At 66.8% G+C, this 17,678-nt stretch carries 14 protein-coding genes; 11 read left to right on the plus strand and 3 right to left on the minus strand.

Features of this window, described 5'->3' with window-relative positions; genetic code table 11:
* The first annotated feature begins 208 nt into the window (after positions 1-208).
* From SB764_RS10325 to SB764_RS10335, 3 genes are all read left to right on the plus strand, one after another.
* Entirely contained in the window at positions 209-412 is a 204-nt protein-coding gene (locus SB764_RS10325; RefSeq protein ID WP_074981856.1) for a hypothetical protein, read from the plus strand.
* A 154-nt stretch (positions 413-566) separates the two neighbouring features.
* The gene (locus tag SB764_RS10330) at positions 567-1,340 is read left to right on the plus strand and encodes a peptidoglycan DD-metalloendopeptidase family protein (RefSeq protein ID WP_410863471.1); all 774 of its coding nucleotides are present in this window, start codon (positions 567-569) and stop codon (positions 1,338-1,340) included.
* 63 nt (positions 1,341-1,403) lie between these two features.
* The gene (locus SB764_RS10335) at positions 1,404-2,060 is read left to right on the plus strand and encodes a septal ring lytic transglycosylase RlpA family protein (RefSeq protein WP_410863472.1); all 657 of its coding nucleotides are present in this window, start codon (positions 1,404-1,406) and stop codon (positions 2,058-2,060) included.
* A gap of 15 nt (positions 2,061-2,075) precedes the next feature.
* Here the strand turns inward: SB764_RS10335 and SB764_RS10340 are convergent, their stop codons facing one another.
* The gene (locus tag SB764_RS10340) at positions 2,076-3,608 is read right to left on the minus strand and encodes an alkaline phosphatase family protein (RefSeq protein WP_410863474.1); all 1,533 of its coding nucleotides are present in this window, start codon (positions 3,606-3,608) and stop codon (positions 2,076-2,078) included.
* A 140-nt stretch (positions 3,609-3,748) separates the two neighbouring features.
* Positions 3,749-5,179, minus strand: a complete 1,431-nt coding sequence (locus SB764_RS10345; RefSeq protein WP_410863476.1) for a GGDEF domain-containing protein — start codon at positions 5,177-5,179, stop codon at positions 3,749-3,751.
* 347 nt (positions 5,180-5,526) lie between these two features.
* On the opposite strand from SB764_RS10345, the gene SB764_RS10350 reads away from it, so the two are divergent.
* The 5 genes from SB764_RS10350 to SB764_RS10370 all read left to right on the plus strand — a co-directional run bounded on the left by SB764_RS10350 (position 5,527) and on the right by SB764_RS10370 (position 12,381).
* Positions 5,527-7,587, plus strand: a complete 2,061-nt coding sequence (locus SB764_RS10350; RefSeq protein WP_410863478.1) for an SPFH domain-containing protein — start codon at positions 5,527-5,529, stop codon at positions 7,585-7,587.
* A 78-nt stretch (positions 7,588-7,665) separates the two neighbouring features.
* Entirely contained in the window at positions 7,666-8,733 is a 1,068-nt protein-coding gene (gene hflC / locus SB764_RS10355) for a protease modulator HflC (protein WP_110329216.1), read from the plus strand.
* Positions 8,730-9,764, plus strand: coding sequence for a protease modulator HflK (gene hflK, locus SB764_RS10360; protein WP_065061540.1), 1,035 nt, complete (start codon positions 8,730-8,732; stop codon positions 9,762-9,764). The genes hflC and hflK overlap by 4 nt, the downstream gene beginning before the upstream one ends.
* Positions 9,761-11,785, plus strand: a complete 2,025-nt coding sequence (locus SB764_RS10365) for a heavy metal translocating P-type ATPase (RefSeq protein ID WP_410863480.1) — start codon at positions 9,761-9,763, stop codon at positions 11,783-11,785. The genes hflK and SB764_RS10365 overlap by 4 nt, the downstream gene beginning before the upstream one ends.
* The gene (locus SB764_RS10370) at positions 11,782-12,381 is read left to right on the plus strand and encodes a GNAT family N-acetyltransferase (protein ID WP_065061541.1); all 600 of its coding nucleotides are present in this window, start codon (positions 11,782-11,784) and stop codon (positions 12,379-12,381) included. Before SB764_RS10365 ends, SB764_RS10370 begins: the two co-directional genes overlap by 4 nt.
* 18 nt (positions 12,382-12,399) lie before the next feature.
* On the opposite strand, the gene SB764_RS10375 is transcribed toward SB764_RS10370, so the two are convergent.
* Positions 12,400-14,850: a DNA polymerase II gene (locus tag SB764_RS10375; protein ID WP_321871086.1), complete on the minus strand. Its 2,451-nt coding sequence runs from the start codon at positions 14,848-14,850 to the stop codon at positions 12,400-12,402.
* Between the two features lie 218 nt (positions 14,851-15,068).
* Between SB764_RS10375 and SB764_RS10380 the strand changes: the two genes are divergently transcribed.
* The 3 genes from SB764_RS10380 (at position 15,069) to phaP (ending at position 17,399) form a co-directional block, all read left to right on the plus strand.
* Positions 15,069-15,215 carry a hypothetical protein gene (locus SB764_RS10380; RefSeq protein WP_167371395.1) on the plus strand — a complete coding sequence of 49 codons (147 nt, stop codon included), beginning with the start codon at positions 15,069-15,071 and terminating at the stop codon, positions 15,213-15,215.
* A gap of 195 nt (positions 15,216-15,410) precedes the next feature.
* Positions 15,411-16,535, plus strand: coding sequence for a porin (locus SB764_RS10385; protein ID WP_065061542.1), 1,125 nt, complete (start codon positions 15,411-15,413; stop codon positions 16,533-16,535).
* 330 nt (positions 16,536-16,865) lie between these two features.
* A complete protein-coding gene (gene phaP / locus SB764_RS10390) occupies positions 16,866-17,399 on the plus strand; it encodes a TIGR01841 family phasin (protein WP_321871085.1) in 534 nt (177 codons plus the stop codon).
* Positions 17,400-17,678 lie beyond the last annotated feature (279 nt).

Genomic DNA, 17,678 nt, shown 5'->3' on the forward strand with positions numbered 1-17,678 from the left:
GATCGCGAAGGTCATCCGCGACGCGCAAAGCGGCCCCGCAATTTAAGGGAAATTTGCAGAGATGGTCGGGTTTCGCGCATTGTTGTAAAGGATTGTCAGGTGTGAGAGCGGGGCGTCAACTGGGCGATAAGGTGGGCGTTTTGCGGGCGAGGGCCAATCGCTTGGTTGGTTCTCGATCCTTCTTAATCCCGTTTTATCGAGTCACACCATGAAGCGCATCCTGATCGCCAGCCTCGCCCTTTTCGTTTCCGCCGCTGCCTTCACGCAGACGGCATCCGCCGCGCCCGCCGGCCATCATCACAAGCACGCCCACAAGCACAGCGGCAAGCACCACGCCCGCCGCGACGTCGCCATGCAATCGCCCGCCGATCGTGCACAGCCGCTCGATCAGGCGCCGGCATTTCAGCACTAACGCCAACGTCATGGCCGCCTGAAGCGGCGCATTTCGCAGCGGCGCAGGCTCCCGAACGGGACTTGCGCCGCTTGCGCATTCGACTGGCCGCGTGGTGGACTCCGTCGAATCGACGCGCCGCCTGCATTGCCGATAAACATAGGATGACGAATCAATGAAATCGTGGCTGGGGTCGTTCATGGTCAGGCCGGGACGCGGCGCGGGGTGGGCAAGTGGTCTGGTAGCGACCGTGGCGGTGACCGCGGCCGCGACGCTGTCCGGTTGTGCGTTCGACGGCGACTTCGAACGCGGCGGCGCGGCGTCCGCGTGCCATGGCGTGATCGCGGGCTACTACTGCGTGAAGCCCAACGACACCTTGCAGAGCGTGGCGTTCGCCTTCGGGCGCACTGCGCGCGACGTCGCGCAATGGAACAGCCTGGAGGAAAACGCGCCGCTGCATGCCGGGCAGACGCTGCGCATGGGGCCGCCGGACTGGCGTGCGTGGCATGACGGCGCGTCGGCTCAAGCGCAGCCGTCCGCGGGCGCGGTGTCGGCGAGCGCGAGCAGTCGCTTCGTGTGGCCCGTGAGCGGCGTGATCGTGCGCGAGTTCGGTGCCGATGGCGCACGCGGGATCGAGATCGCCAGTCATGCGGGCACGCCGATTCGCGCCGCCGCGCCCGGACGCGTGGTGTATGCGGGCGACAGCATCAAGGCTTACGGGCTGATGGTGATCGTCAAGCACGAGAACGGCTATGTGACCGCGTACGGCAACAACCGCCGCCTGCTCGTCGCGGAAGGCGATCCGGTGCAGCAGGGCGCGTCCATCGCCGAAATGGGGGCACGCGCCGATGGTCAAGCGCTGCTCCAGTTCGAGATGCGCGAAGGCGGCAAGCCGGTCGACCCGCTCGCGCATCTGCCTGCCGGTTCGGGGCCGCTCACGCAGCCCTGACCGGGCGCACGCTGCACGCCTGCCAGGCGCGGGCGGAAGAACAATCAGACCCTCGGGAACACGTTGAAGAAGATCCAGTTTGCCGTGGCGCTCGGGCGCGCGCGGGGCCAAAACGCACCCGTCGCGCGGCGTTGGCGCGTCGCGCTGGTGCCGCTGCTTGTTGCGTTGATGGGCACGGCGCAGGCGCGCAAGCCCGCGCCGGTTTCGCCGATCAGGCATGAGACGCGCGAAGGGCACGCAGTCTCTGCGCAGAAGCACACGCGTGTCGCGTCGCACCACGCGGTATCCGGCCAGCATGTCGAGCGCATGCGGCACGCGCAGCGACGCTTTCAGACCGGCATCGCGTCGTGGTACGGACGCGAATTCCATGGCCATCGCACCGCGAACGGCGAACGTTTCGACATGTACGCATTGACTGCGGCGCATCGCACGCTGCCGTTCGGCTCGTTCGCGCGCGTGACGCTGCCCGCAACGGGGCGCTCCGTGGTCGTGCGCATCAACGATCGCGGGCCGTATGCGCGCGGTCGCGTGATCGACCTGTCGTTCGGCGCGGCGCGCGTGCTCGGTTATTCGGGCGCGGGGTCGGCGCGTGTGCGCATCGAGCCGGTGGCGGCGCGGGAAGCCGCGGCGCAATCCGGCGCGCGGCGCGCCAAACGTCCGGCGCGCCGCGCGAAGCCCGTGCCGCCGCCGAAGCGCTATCGCGTCGATCGCGCACGCTGACGCATTGCGCGCGGCTCAGCGACGTCCGCTTCGCCGCCGATGCGCGTCGGTCTGCTTCGCGATATAGGCGACATAGTCGGCCACGGCTTGCGCGGTCGGGTGTCCGGGCGTGGCGGCGCGCGGCATGGCCGAGCCCGGCGACTGCCCGCGCAGCCGCGCGCCGAACAGCGACGGGTCCTCGATGGCGGGGACGTCGCTCGTGTCCTCGGCCATTTGCAGATCGAGTGCGTGCGCAATCGACGCGAATCCGCTGACCTGATTGAACGTGGGCGTGGCCACGCCGGCCAGCGGCGCGCGCGCCACGGGGGCGGCGGCGTCGGCGGGCGAGGGCGCAGCGGCAGCGGCCGCGCCGGTTACGTTCAACCGCGCGGGCCCGTCGTCGCCGCTTGCCCGCGGGGCGGCAAGCAAGGCGCCGAGCCACGAAGGCGAGGTCGCGTCGCGCTGCGTCAACGGCGCGCCAAGGCCGAACAGCTCGCGCACCGAGCGCACGATCGACGCATGGTCGAACGCCGTGTCCTGCGGCGCGCCCGCCGCGCGCGGAAACAGCGCGCTGCCCGTGCGTCCGCGCGGCGCCCACGGCGAAATCAGCAGCGCGGGCACGCGCACGCCCAGCCGGTCGAACGCGAACTCGCTGGGCACGGCGGCGCGATGGCTGTTCAGATCGGCGTCGCCCGGCGGCTCGGCGGCGGGTGGCGGCACGTGATCGAAAAAGCCGCCGTGTTCGTCCCACGTCACCAGCAGCGCGCTGCGCGCCCAGACGGCCGGCGCGTTGCGGATCGTCTCGTACACGTACTGGATGAAGCGCTCGCCCGAGGACATCGACCCGACCGGATGCTGCGAATTGCCATCGGCGAAATTCGCGCTCAGCAGTCCGTAGCTCGGCTCGATGAAGGTGTAGTCGATGTCGTAGCCGCTGCTGTCGTTGAGATCTTGCTGGAAGGCGTCGTCGGCGCTGCCGGGTCGGATCGTGCGGAAGGTGTCGCCGTGAAAGAAGCCGCCCACGAGGCCCTTGATGGCCAGCACCTGCGGAAAGGCGTCGGCGTGATAGACGCGCCAGCGCTTGCCGCTCGCGGCGAGGCGCGCGAACAGCGTGCCGTTCTGGAACGAAAAGCCGAGGCTGTCGATGGTTTCCGAGGCCGCGCTCGTCAGTCCGCCCGGACTGTTGGCGAGGCCGCCCGACGCCGCCGCATGCGCGAAGAAGCGGTTGGGCCAGGTGGGTCCGGGCATCGACGAAAACCAGTTGTCGAACAGCACGAACTCGCGCGCGAGCTGGTCCACGACGGGCAGCGCGCCCGCGCCGAAGCCCTGCATCGCAACAGCCGCGTTCGGCCCGTTTGCGAAGCCGCTCATGGGCGGCGTGCCCGCGATCTGCGCGGCCACGTCGTCGAATTCGTGCGGCGGGTCGGTCGCGATGCGGTCGGGCGCACCCGCGGCGAAGCCCCACGAAGCGGGCGGCGGCGCGACGCCTTCGAGGCCCGCTAGCCCGAAGACGTGATCGAAGGAACGGTTCTCCATCATCAGGACGAACACGTGTGCGATGTCGGCCATGGACGTCTCCCGCTGAGGAAGAGGCCTAGCGTAGCACGGCTTTCGCGCGGTGCGGCGCGGGCCGCGCGGCGCGGGAAATCGCGTCATGCGCGGTGAATCGACGGCGGCGATGAGGCAGCGCGATCGTCACGCAAACGTCCTCAGGCGAGGCTCGCGTCCGCGCGCGCGATGCGGTTGCGACCGGCGCGCTTGGCCGCGTAGAGCGCCGCGTCGGCGGCTTCGATGAGTGCGAGGGCGCCGGCGTTCGGCGTGTCGTCGACGGTGACGGGCAAGGGACTGCGGGTCGCGCAGCCCGCGCTTACCGTCACGTGGCCGTCCGGGCTCGGCGCGGCGATCGCGAGCCGCGCCACCGCCGCGCGGGCGCGTTCGGCGATGGTGCCCGCTTCGTCGGCGGGGGTATCGGGCAGGACCAGCGCAAACTCCTCGCCGCCGTAGCGCGCGACGAATTCGCCGGGCCGCCGCAGCGTGCTCGCGAGCGCGCCCGCCACCGCGCCGAGACAGGCGTCGCCGTGCAGATGGCCGTAGGCGTCGTTGTACTGCTTGAAGTGATCGACGTCGATCATCACCAGCGACAGCGGCCGCTCCGCGCGCGCCGCCTGCTCGACCTCGCGGCGGAACTGCTCGTCGAAATAGCTGCGGTTGTAGATGCGCGTGAGCGCATCGTGCGCCGAGCTGTGCACGAGCGAGGCGTGCTCCTGCGCGAGCCGCCGGTAGAGCGCGGTCACTTCCCAGACCAGCACGCACACCAGCACGCCCGGCGCGAACATGCTGAACACGCGCGCAACGTACCAGCCCAGGGTGAAGCGTTCGACGCTCAGCGTGTTGAGCGCGACATCGACGAACGAGGCGAGCAGCGCCACCACGATCCACAGATCGAGCACGAGCCGCAGCCGCCCCTTGAGCAGCACGACCGCGATGGCCGCCAGATTCAGCACGCCGATGACGATGCCCACGGCGTGCGCCGCAAGCGGATTGCCCTGAACGCTCAACCCGCCTGGCGCGGCGACGTGCGCCACCGGCCACGGCTGCGCGAAATCGACCTGGATCACGAGGACGCCGAGCAGCGCTGCGAGCACGGCGGGACCGGCCACGAGCAGCCAGCCGCGCGCGCCGTTATAGGTCGACGCCGTCGCCATCGACGATGTCACGGCGCTCGCGCGGTTGCGCACGCTTGCCGCGACGATCACGAAGACCGGGAAGCCCGCGTGCCAGAACACCCACATCCACGCGGCGCTGTGCGGCCCCGCGCCGAGCAGGCCGCTGCGCGTGAACACGCCAGGAAACATCAGGAGCTGGAGCGCGACGGCGATGGCCGTGAACGCGTAGGCGCCGCCGAGCGCGCCGAGCATCGGCAGGCGCGTGGCCGCGAAACGCCCGCCGAGCAGAAAGGCGGCGATGCCCGACGTGGTGAAGACGGTGAGCGCGCACATCGGCATGAAGGGCGCGACGGGCGGCAGCGCATCGCGCGCGCGGGGCGCGGCGAGAGCGAGCGCGAGCAGGATCGCGAGCGCGCAGAGCGCTGCGGCGATCGCCTGCCTGCGTGTTGCCGGTCCGATCAGCAAGCCGTCCATAGCGTATGGCCGATGTTGGATTGAGCGTCGATGACGACAGCCTCGCACAGGCGCTCGAACCGCCCATCGCCTGCTTGCCGTCCGCTTGAATTCGAGTCCTGCCTGTCCCCCGCACCGCCTCGGCTATTGTGCGCCGAAAGTGCGCCGAAAGTGCGCTGTCGTACGTGAACGCGATGCCCGTTCAGCGATGCATGCGGACCGCTCCGACACGCGCTCACGGCTTCAACGGCGGTCTATTAATGTTGAGTTTCCTTAACGAGCGCGCTACATTGGGCGCGCGTTTCGGGGCGCGTGAATAGACAACGTTTGCGCGTCCGATTTCCGTAATTTCCATGTAAGGATTGCCGATGGTGCATCGCGCAGCGCGCGACAACCGCGACGCCGGGTACGGCCTGGCCGCCCGCGCGGGTCATGCGAAGCTGGCCGGCTGCGCAGCGGGACTCGTCGTCGTGTGGACCGGGCTCGCGCTTGCCGCCATGCTCGCGCCGCGTCTCATGATCGATGCGCGTGCGTGCGCGGTGCTGGCGAGTGCGTGTCTGAACCTGCTGCTCGCGGTGATCGGCACGCGTCTCGCCATGCAGCGTATGCACGCGAGCACGCCGCTCTGGAAGACGCTGCTGCAACTCGCGCGGCTCGCGTTCCGGCATGACCGCTCGAAGGCCGCCGCCGCGCAGCACGAAGCCTCATCCGCCGACGATGAGCGCGCGCAGTGGCAAGCCTTGTTGCGCGCATTGCCGTGGCGGCCGGCCGTCGTGCCGTTTGGCGCGCTCGTGTCGATTGCGCTCGCGGTGTTCGCGTGGACGATGCCCGCGCCGGGTGCCGCGACGGTTTCCATTTCCGCCGATCTCTCCAATATGGCCGATGCGTCTGTTGCCGCGTCGGCCGGTTCGCACGCGCCGTTGCTCGTCGCGGGCGTGGCGGCGTTGCTGCTGGCGTTCGCGGCGCTGTACGCCGAACGCGTGCAGACGCATCGCGCTTCACAGGCGATGCAAACGTCACAAGACGCACAGGCTTCGCGCGAGCCCGCTGCGCTGGCCGGCCTGCTGCGCGTGATCCTCGTCGTGTCGTTGAGCGCGGCGGCGGCCGCGGCCTGGTTCGCGCAGACGGGCGAGGCGCTGACCTGGCTCGTGCGTCTCGTCGCCGTGTTGAGCGGCCTCGTGGCGGTCGAGCTGGCGGCGCGTTCGGTGTGGGCCGCGTTCGTTGCGGGACCGTCGGCATCGTCATCGTCATCGACATCGTTATCGGATTCGGGGTTGCTGCACAGCGCGCTCGCGAATGCATTGCGCGTTCAGGCGCGGCCTTTCGCGGCGCTGAGCGCGCAGTTGCGCATGCGTTACGGCATCGACCTGCGGCAGAACTGGGCGCTGCAAAGTTTCGTGCGCCTGCTGCCCGCCGCGATCGCGACCGTGGTCGTGCTCGGCTGGCTGCTGGGCGGCGTCGCCGTGCTCGGTCCCGATCAGCGCGCCGTCTACGAGCGCTTCGGCGCGCCGGTCGCCGTCTGGCAACCGGGCTTGCACGTCGGCTTGCCCTGGCCGTTCGGGCGCACGCGCGTGATCGACAACGGCGCGGTGCATCAACTGATCGTCTCGGGCAGCGCGAACGACGCGAGCCAGGCCGCGCCGCGCGTGGCCGCCGACGCCGCGCCGCCCGATCAGCTCAACCGCCTCTGGGACGTCGCGCATCCGTGGGAAACCACTCAGGTGATCGCGGGCACGAGCGGCGATCAGCAGGCCTTCCAGGTCGTGAGCGCCGATGTGCGCCTCGACTACCGCATCGCGCTCTCGGACGCGGCGGCGCGCGCGGCGCTCTATCGCGCCGTCGATATGGACGAAACCGTGCGGGCAATCGCGAACCGCGCCGTGGTGCGCTATCTCGCCTCGCGCACCTTGCAGTCGCTGATCGACACGCCGCAGACCGCGATGGCGAACACGCTGCGCGCGAGCGTGCAGGGCGAGCTGGACCGTCTCGCGAGCGGCATCGAAGTGATGGCGGTGGTGATCGAGAGCGTGCATCCGCCGGCGGGCGCGGCGGCGGCCTATCACGGCGTGCAGGCGGCGCAGATTCGCGCGCAGGCGAGCGTGGTGCAAGCGCGCGGCTTCGCGGCGGCCACGCTCGGCGGCGCGCAGCAGCAGGCGATCGAAGCGGTGGCGCAAGGCAGCGCCGATGCCGCCGACACGCTCGCCGCCGCCCGCGTGCAACAGATCGATTTCGACGCCGACGTGATCGCGCAAGGCCTCGGTGGCCCCGCGTTCGCGTTCGAGTATTACCTGCATCGCCTGCAAAAAGGCCTGCAAAACGCGAGCGTGACGATCATCGACGACCGCCTCGCGAGCGGTAACCGCGCGACCATCGACCTGCGCACGTTCACGCCGGCCACGGCGGCGGCGGGCGTGAGGCCGGCATGGTGAGCGGCGCGACATTGAGCGGGCATTCGACCGGATCAACCGGTTCAAACTTGAGCGAACCTTGAGCAAGGGTATTTGAACGTGGGCCACTATCACGCGCACGGCGATGCGCATTCACATCATCATCACGGTCATCACGGCCACGCGCACGGCGCGGCGGGCGCGCCCGCGCCGCGCCCGCGTTTCGTGCTGCGCGTGACGCTGGCCGCGCTCTGCGTGCTGATCGCGCTCGTGGTCGCGAGCTTCGTGCAGGTGCGCGAAGGCGAGGCCACGGTGATCACGCGTTTCGGCGATCCCGTGCGCGTGTTGCTCAAGCCGGGCCTCGCGTGGCGCTGGCCCGCGCCGATCGAAGCGGCGGTGCCCGTCGATCTGCGTCTGCATACGACGTCGAGCGGCTTGCAGGACGTGGGCACGCGCGACGGTCTGCGCATCATCGTGCAGGCGTACGTGGCGTGGCGCGTGCCGGAGAACGCGAACGACATCGGCCGCTTCGTGCGCGCGGTGCGCAACGAGCCCGACGAAGCGGCGCGGCAGATCCGCTCGCTGGTGGGCTCCGCGTTGCAGACGACGTCGGCGGGTTTCGATCTCGCTTCGCTGGTGAATACCGATCCCACGCAGGTTCATATCCCCGAATTCGAGGAGCAACTGCGCCGTCAGGTCGATGCGCAGGTCTACACCGCGTATGGCGTGCACGTCACGCAGGTCGGGCTGGAGAAGCTCACGCTGCCCGCCGTGACGCTCGCGGCGACCGTCGAGCGCATGCGCGCCGAGCGCGAGACCGTGGCCGCGCAGCGCACGGCGCAAGGCGCGCGCGAAGCGGCGCAGATCCGCTCCGACGCCGACCGCGACGCGCGCGTGCTGATCGCCGACGCCAACGTGAAGGCCGCCGAACTCGAAGCGCAATCGCGCAAGGACGCGGCCGCGATCTACGGCAAGAGCTACGCCGCCGATCCGCAGCTTTATACGATGCTGCGCTCGCTCGACACGCTCGGGTCGGTCGTCAATACGAACACGAATCTGATTCTGCGCACCGACGCCGCGCCGTTCCGCGCGCTCGTGCAAGGGCCGCCGGGACTGGGCGGCGCGCCCACGACTTTCACGGTGCCGCCGACGCACGCGAGCGCCAAAGCCGCCGGAAAGGCCCGATGAGCACACGCGACGACTTCCCCGCGCTCGGACCCGGCGCCCAGGCCGTGCGCCTGGCGTTCTGGTTCGTCGCCGTGCTGGCCGTGCTGGCCGCGCTCGCGTGGGCGACCTCGAACGTGCGCCGCATTCCGGCCGACAGCAGCGCGGTGGTCACGCGCTTCGGCGCGTTCGCGCGCAGCCAGGGCGCGGGCCTCCTCGTGGCGTGGCCACGTCCGTTCGAGAGCGTGCTGCTCGTGCCGGGCAGCGAGCGCGTGCTGGAGCGGCGCATCGTGTCGCTGTCGCGCGATCCGCGCGCGAGCGCCACGCTCGGCCTCGACAGCGACGCGCTCGCCGGTTCGGGCTACGTGCTGACCGGCGACAGCGGCGTGGTGCAGGTGAGCGCGACGCTGTTCTATCGCGTCGCCGATCCCTACGCCTACGCGTTGCAACTCGATCATCTCGACGACGCGCTCGAACGCATCGTCAGCGCGGCGGTCGTGGAGACGACGGCGCAGCGCGACCTCGATGCGATTCTCGTCGCGCGCCCCGAAATGGTGGCCGCCGATCAGCAGATGGCCGTGCGTCGCGAGCAGTTGCGCGGCGATCTCGCGCGGGCGATCCAGCGTCATCTCGATGCGCTCGCGGCCGCGCATGCGAGCCTCGGCATCGAAGTCGCGCGCGTGGACGTGCAGGCGTCGTTTCCGGGCTCGGCGATCGACGCGTTCAATGCGGTGCTGACGTCGATGCAGAACGCCGAACGCGATGTCGCGAAGGCGCGCACGATCGCGGAGAAAACGCGCCAGGGCGCGCAGCAGAACGCCGACCGCATCGTGCAGGACGCGCAGGCGAGCGCCGCCGAACGCGTGGCGACGGCGCAATCCGAAACCTCGACGATCGCGCAGCTCGAAGCGGCGCTCGCGCAGGATCACGATCCGGGGCTGGTGGCGCGTGCGTATCGCGAGCGCGTGCAGGCCGTGCTGGCCAGGGCCGCGCGCGTGACGACGCTCGATCCGAACGACGCGTCGAGCCTCGTCTTGCCGGGACGCGCGCCATGACGATGAATACGCAAACGGAAGCGCTCGAACGCGAAGAAGCGAACCTCGACGCGCACGCGGCGCGTCACGATACGCAGGAAGCCCACGCCGATCACCTCGCGCCCGGTCTCGCGATGTCCGCCGAGGAGCGCCGCGCGATCACGCGCCATACGCTGCTCGCGCTGATCTCGGGCGGCCTGCTGCTGCTCTCGCTCGCGTGGCCGCATCTCGTTCAGGGCGACGCGACGCTCGCGCAATTGCTCGCGGCGGCCGCTTCGATCGTCGTCGCGCCGCCGGTGTTCGCAGGTGCGTGGCACAGCCTCAAGTCGCCAAGTCTGCACGGCGTGACCGACCGCCTGATCGCGCTCGCGATGCTGGGCGCGTGGGCCGTCGGCGACATGACGACCGCCGCGCTGCTGCCCATCGTGATGACCTTCGGCCACGCGCTCGAAGAACGCAGCGTGCTCGGCTCGCAGGAAGCGATCCGCGCGCTCGGACGGCTTACCTCGGGCATCGTGCGGCGCGTGAGCGCGACGGGCGCCATCGAGGAAGTCGCGTACGACGCGCTGCGTCCCGGCGATCTCGTCGACGTGCTGCCGGGCGCGCGCATTCCCGCCGACGGGTGCGTGCGCGAAGGCCGGTCGAGCGTCGACAACGGCCCGATCACCGGCGAGTCGCTGCCGCAGGACGCCGCCGAAGGCGCGAGCGTCTACGGCGGCGCGATCAACCTCGATGGACCGCTGCGCGTGGAGGTCACGCAGGTGGGCGAGGCGTCGACGCTCGGCAAGGTCGTCGAGTTGATGCAGCGCGCGGAAGCCGCGAAGCCGCCCATCACGCAGGCGCTCGAACGCTATATGGATGCATATCTCGCGCTCGTGTTGCTGATCGCGGCGATTGTCTGGTTCGTGAGCGCGAACGCGTCGGCGATGCTCGCGGTGATCGTCGCGGCTTGCCCGTGCGCGCTCGTGCTGGCCGCCCCGGCGACGGCCATCGCGGGCATCGCGGCGGGCGCGCGGCGCGGCATGCTGTTTCGCAACGCGGCTTTTCTCGACAAGATCGCCGAGATCGATTCGCTCGTGATCGACAAGACCGGCACGCTCACGCACGGCGAGCTGCGCGTCACGCAGATCGCGTGGCAGCCTGGCGTGAATGAAGCGCGGGCGCGCGCGCTGGCCGTGCGGCTCGCGCAAGGCAGCGCGCATCCGGTGTGCCGCGCGCTGGTGCGCGACGGTCTGAATGCGGAAGCCGAAGCGCAGGCGCAGGACGTGCACGATCTGCGCGAGCTTCGCGGCCTCGGCGTGCACGCGAACACGCGCAACGGCGAAGCCGTATTGGGCCGCGACGAACTGCTCGCGCAATACGTGGATGCGCTGCCGTCCGCGCCCGCTGAATTCGACGGCCCGCGCGCGGGTCTCGTGCAAAACGGCAAGCTGCTCGCGTGGTTCGGTTTCGCGGATACCTTGCGCGCCGAGGCGCGCGAGGCGCTCGCCGATCTGCGCGCGCTCGGCATCGCACGCGAAGCGCTCGTGACCGGCGACCGCGCGGACGTAGCGCACAAGCTGGCGGCGCAGGTCGGCATCGCGACTGTGGTGGCGCAGGCGCTGCCGCACGACAAGCTCGATTACGTGCTGCGCGAGATCGATGCGGGGCATCATCCGCTCGTGGTCGGCGACGGCCTGAACGACGTGCTCGCGATCAAGGCGGGCTCGACGAGCGTGGCGATGGGCGAGCGCGGTATCGACATCGCCGTGGCATCCGCCGACGTGGTGTTGCTCGCCGACGATCTGCGCCGCCTGCCCGACTGCATCCGGCTGGGCCGCCGCTGTCGCCGCATCGCCACGGCCAACGCCGCGATCGGCTTGACGTGGACGGTGGCCGTGATCGCGCTGGCGGCGCTGGGCGCATTGGGTGCGGTGGCGACGGCGATCCTGCATAACGTAGGCACGTTCGTCGTGATCGCGAACGCGGGCCGCCTGCTGCGCCGCGAGGACCACGAACAGCACGCTACCTCGCGCCGAACGCCAACACACGAACCATCATGAACGACACGTCTTCCCATTCAACGCCGACGCTGACGGGCGACATCGTCGAACTGCGTCCTCTGCGCGCGGATGACGCGAGTGCCCTGATCGATGCCGCCGCCGACGGCCAACTCTGGCATCTCAAGGTGACCGTGGTGCCGGGACCGGGCACCGCCGACGCCTATATCGACAAGGCGCTTGAAGGCGAGCGCGCGGGCACCGTCATGCCGTTCGCGATCGTGCAGCGCGCGACGGGGCGCGTGATTGGCAGCACGCGCTTCTGGAAACTCGACCGCGCGAATCGCAAACTCGAAATCGGCCATACGTGGCTCTCGGCGTCGATGCAACGCTCGGCGGCGAATACCGAGGCGAAATATCTGCTGCTGACTTATGCGTTCGACACGTTGCAGTGTGTGCGCGTGCAATTCACCACCGACGAATTGAACGAGAAATCGCGCGCGGCTATTTTGCGTATCGGCGCGAAACAGGAAGGCATCGTACGCCACGAACGCATCATGCCCGATGGACGCAAACGCAATTCCGTGCGCTTTTCCATCATCGACGACGAATGGCCGGACGTGCGGGCGAATCTCAAAGCGCGTTTGAAGTCGCGTTAATCTGCGTGAATTCGGAAACTAGAAGAGACTCGCCTGGCCGGAAATCACGGTTTCGAATTCTTCGCGCAGGAACGGCAGAATCGCATCGGCGACCGGCTGCAACTGACGCGAGAGATAGAACGCGTAATCGAGCGGCGAACTGAGCGTTTCGAGCGGTTCGGGACCGGCCGTGGTCATCACGTAGCTGATCCAGCCGCCATTCTGATATTGCAGCGGGCGGCCGAGCTGGCGATTGAACTCGTCGGCGACACGCGCGGCGCGCACATGTGGCGGCACGTTGCGCTGATACTCGCTGAGCGGGCGGCGCAGCCGTTTGCGAAACACCAGCTGGTCATCGAATTCGCCGCGCAAGGTCTGCTGCACATAGTCGCGAATATAGTCGGCGTACGGCTCGCGCTGAAATACGCGGCGATACAGTTCGCGCTGGAATTGTTGTGCGAGCGGCGTCCAGTCGGTGCGTACGGTTTCGAGTCCCTTGAACACGATTTCTTCGCTGCCGTCTTTCGCGCGCGACAGGCCCGCATAACGCTTCTTGCTGCCTTCCTCGGCGCCGCGCACCGTGGGCATCAGAAAGCGCGAATAATGACGCTCGAATTGCAATTCGAGTGCGCTTTCCAGACCGAAGCGCGTCTGCAAATGCGCTTTCCACCAGGCGTTGACGTGCGCGACCAGTTCGCGGCCCGTGCGCGTGGCGTCCTCTTCCGAATGCGCGCGCTTGAGCCAGACGAAGGTCGAATCGGTATCGCCGTAAATCACGTCGTAACCTTGCGATTCAATTAATTCACGCGTTTTACGCATGATTTCGTGGCCGCGCATGGTGATCGACGAGGCGAGGCGCGGATCGAAAAAACGGCAACCCGTCGAACCGAGTACGCCGTAAAACGCGTTCATGATGATCTTGAGCGCCTGCGAAAGCGGCGCGTTTTTCATGCGCTTGGCCTGTTCGCGGCCTTCCCACACCTGCCGCACGATTTCGGGCAGACAGTGCATCGTGCGCGAAAAACGCGCGCCGAGAAAGCCGGGCACGGAGGCCTCGTCGCCGGGCTGACGCAAGCCTTCGATCAGCCCGACCGGATCAATCAGAAACGTGCGGATAATCGACGGATACAGGCTCTTGTAATCGAGTACGAGCACCGAATCGTAAATGCCGGGCCGCGAATCCATCACGAAACCGCCGGGGCTGTTTTCGCCCACAATGTCGCCGAGATTGGGCGCGACATAACCGAGCCGATGCATGCGCGGCAAATACAGATGCGTGAAAGCCGCGACCGAACCGCCACTGCGATCCACGGGCAAGCCCGTAACCGAGGCGCGTTCCAGCAAAAACGCCATCAATTCGGTTTTCTCGAAGATGCGCGTAACGAGTTCGCAGTCTTTGAGGTTGTAGCGTGCGAGCGCGGGTTTGTCTTCGTCGAAGCGGCGCTGGATTTCGTCCATGCGCTGATACGGATTGTCGATCGACTTGCCTTCGCCCAGCAGCGTTTGCGACACCGATTCGAGGCTGAACGACGGAAAACTCCAGGTCGCGGAACGCAGGGCCTCGATGCCGTCGATAATCAATCGGCCCGCCGCCGCAGCGAAATAGTGATTCTGATTGATACTGTGCTCGCGCCATTCCATGACGGCGCCACCGCGGCCGAGGCGCAATGGCACACCATATTGACGCGAATGTTCGTGCAGCACGCGCAAATCGAATTGCACGAGATTCCAGCCGATAATCGCATCGGGATCGTGCAGCGCCATCCACGCATTCAGGCGCTCCAGCATCTGCCCTCGGGTGTCGCAATACTCGAAATCGAAATCGAGCCCGCTCGCGTCGCCATTTTCGGGCGCGAGCATATACACCTGACGTTGTCCGCAACCTTCGAGCGCGATCGAATACAGTTCGCCGCGCGTGCTGGTTTCAATATCGAGCGACACGAGTTTCAACGCCGGGCGATAATCGCTCGCAGGTTTCATCTCGCCGTCGATCAGCACGCCGCGCGCGTCGGGCGTGCCGCGAAACAGCACGGGCGCGGTGATGAAACGCTCCATCATGTAGCGGTCGGGCGGCTGAATATCGGCTTCGTAGATATTCACGCCCGCTTTCGCGAGCCGCTTCGCCGCGCTGGACAATTGCCGATACTGCCGCGCGTAAAGCCCGAACACGGGCCGCTGATGGAAGTCCTTCAATGCGAGCGGGCGCCATTCCACGCCGGGTTTTGCGTCGAATTCAGCGCGTGCCGCGTCCTGCTGCTCGACGGGCACGAAGGCCACCGAGGTTTGCGCGCGCAGGCGCAACTGGCGCGGCCCCGTGGGCGTGGCCAGCCAGAAGTCGACTTCGGTATGCGTGGGCGTGTCGCGCCAATGGCGGGTGAGGATGAAGCCTTCGTTCAAACTCGCCTGCGCGTCGGCATCGGCGCCCGCCGTCAATTCACCCTGAAACTCGCTCACGTCCCGTACCCGCAGGCCTGCTTGGATTGCAGGCATTGTACCGCTGCGTGCGGCGGCGGACGTGCGGATGTGCGGCGCGGCGCAAGCAGGGCGACGGCAGCGTGCAGCGGCTGTGTCCGAACGCGTTCGCGCATCTGGACACAGCCTGTCCGGATGCCGACATAGATTACTTTGCGCTGCGTGCTCGTCCGCCTCGGATTGATGCAGCCGCCCAAAACGCAGCGCGCTTAACGACGCACAACGGAGCCACGCACATGTTCAATCATCACAACTCGCCGCTCGAGCATCTCGCCGCTTTCGCCATCACGCTCGCCGTGGGCGTGATTTCCACGGTCGCGCTGGGCAAGTACATCGACAAAGTGCGTCGCGATGCGATCGCATCGGTCGCGCAGCCGCGCTGAAGGACGCGTTGATTCCACCGGATCTCGCAAAGGTCTCTTCTCGCACAAGCACTTAGTGCGAAAATTTCGGTATTCGACACTCCTCCCTTCATCAACAACGGATCGACACGGCTTGCGCGCCGTGCCGTTCCCATTGAATCGGGGAGATCGGATTTGTACGCAAGAACATGGGGAAAGAGCGGCGGCCTGCTGTTCATGGCGCTGGTCGCGAGCGGTGCGGCCCACGCACAAAGCAGCGTGACGCTGTACGGCAAGATCGAGGACGGGCTCAATTACACGAGCAACGCCCGGGGCCAAAGCGCGTATCAACTGGAAAGCGGGTATGACTACGGTAGCCGCTGGGGATTGAAGGGCAGCGAGGATCTCGGCGGCGGCACGCACGCGATCTTCCAGATCGAAAACGGCTTCGACGTGAATACCGGGCGCAATAGCCAGGGCGGCCGCGAGTTCGGGCGTCAGGCATGGGTGGGCATCGCATCCGACCAGTACGGCACGCTGACGCTGGGCCGCCAGTACGATCCGAGCGTCGACATGTTTTCGCCGACGACGGCCAACGGCAACTGGACCGGCTACATCTTTGCGCACCCCTACGACAACGACAACACCGACTACTCATTTCGCGCGAATAACGCCGTCAAATACGTTTCGCCGACCTACCGCGGATTCAGCGCGGAAGCCATGTATGCGTTCAGCAATCAGGCAGGCGGATTCGCGGATAACCGCCTTTATGGCTTCGCCGCGCAATACGTGCACGGCGGCTTGACGGTCGCGGCGTCGTATTTGAAGCTGAATCACCCCGGCACCACCTCGGGCGCGGTCTCCGACGACAGCACGTTCAGTGCGTCGTCGCAGCAGAATATCGGCGTGGGCGTGAATTACGCGTTTGCGGACTGGCTGCTCGGCATTGCGTATTCGCATGTCGATGTCTACGATCCGACCGCTAACGCCTATTTCACGTCCGACGGCGGCTCGACGCAGCCCGCGGGCGGCACGTGGCACGCGTGGAAGTTCGACAACGTCGAAGTCAATGCGCTCTATCACTTCACACACGCGCTGTATCTCGGCGGCGCGTACACCTACACCCAGGCGAATCTCACCTCGAACGTGGGCAGCTTCCGCCCGAAATGGCATCAGGTGAGCCTCAAGCTCAATTACGACCTCTCGTCGCGTACGTCCGTTTATCTCGAAGGCGCATGGCAGCATGCAGTGAGCGCCCACACCGGTACCCAATTCGACTACGCGAACATTCCGGGTTCGGCCGATATTTCGTCTGGAGAAAACCAGATGATTTATCGCATCGCAATAATTCACGGCTTCTGATCGTCTGACCTCCAACCCATGGCGATGCGTTGTCCGGCTGCGGTATTGGGCCGTTCAACGCTCGCTAATACGTTTTAGCCTGTATTCAAAGGCTATTCTTTATTTGCCTGACAACCGAAAAAAATAAACCCATCCCGAATACACCAGGGTTAATACCTAATTCCGTGTTGCACAAAATTGTTAAATTTCTGGCTTAGAATCAAATCTCTAAATGGCGCCGCGAATCGAGCAGGCCGCTGAAATGAGAGATCGAACGCTACGTTCCGGGCCGCTTTTCGGATGCGCCATTTAGTCAATCCATTTAGCATTTCTAATCATGGAGCATCGTCGATGACTGTTTCCGCACCCGAGCATCTTCGCGCCAATTACGCATCCGGCGTCGCGACCTGGTTTGCTCTGATCACGCCCGCATGGCAAGGCGCGGAAGCCGTGATCGCGCTCAACATGGAGGCAGCGCGCGCGGCGCTCAACGAGAACGAAGCCGCGTTCAAGGGCGCCTTGCAAACCGGCAGCCCGGTGGAATTCTTCACGCAGCAAGTGAGCGCCTCGCAGCAACTGGCCGCGAAAAGCCTCTCGTATAGCCGCCATCTATTCGACATCGCCACGAAGACTCAAGCCGCATGGACCGAAGTCGTGCAAGCGCAGGCCACGCAGCAAGAGCGCGGCCTGAAGGCGTTGACCGATCAATTCTCACAGCATGCACCCGCGGGTTCGGAAGCCTTTATCGCGGCCATGCGCTCCACGTTTTCCGCGTTCGGCAATGCTGCCGAGAGCATTCGCGGCATGACCCGTCAGGCCATCGAAGCGACGCAAGGTCAATTCGACACGGCCGCCGCCACGGCCAGCGCGGCCGCCAAACAATAATCCTTCGCTTTACGTCACGCGGAATGACGCTGCGCACGACGTCGTGTGCTCAGCGTCTTTCGCGGTTTCACCGATTCGTCATTCGCGTGTGATAAGACCTCAAACCGCTGCGTCGATCATGTCATCGCATGCGTGGTGGGTCGTTCGATCAGCGTGAATATGCATCGCGGATTTCGTGAGTACTTCTAACGCAGGAATGGATAATGACTGAGATTGTGATCGTTTCGGCCGCCCGCACCGCGGTAGGCAAGTTCGGTGGTTCGCTCGCGAAGGTGGCGG

Origin of the sequence: Paraburkholderia sp. SIMBA_027, assembly GCF_046535315.1 — a bacterium.
GTDB lineage: Bacteria > Pseudomonadota > Gammaproteobacteria > Burkholderiales > Burkholderiaceae > Paraburkholderia > Paraburkholderia tropica.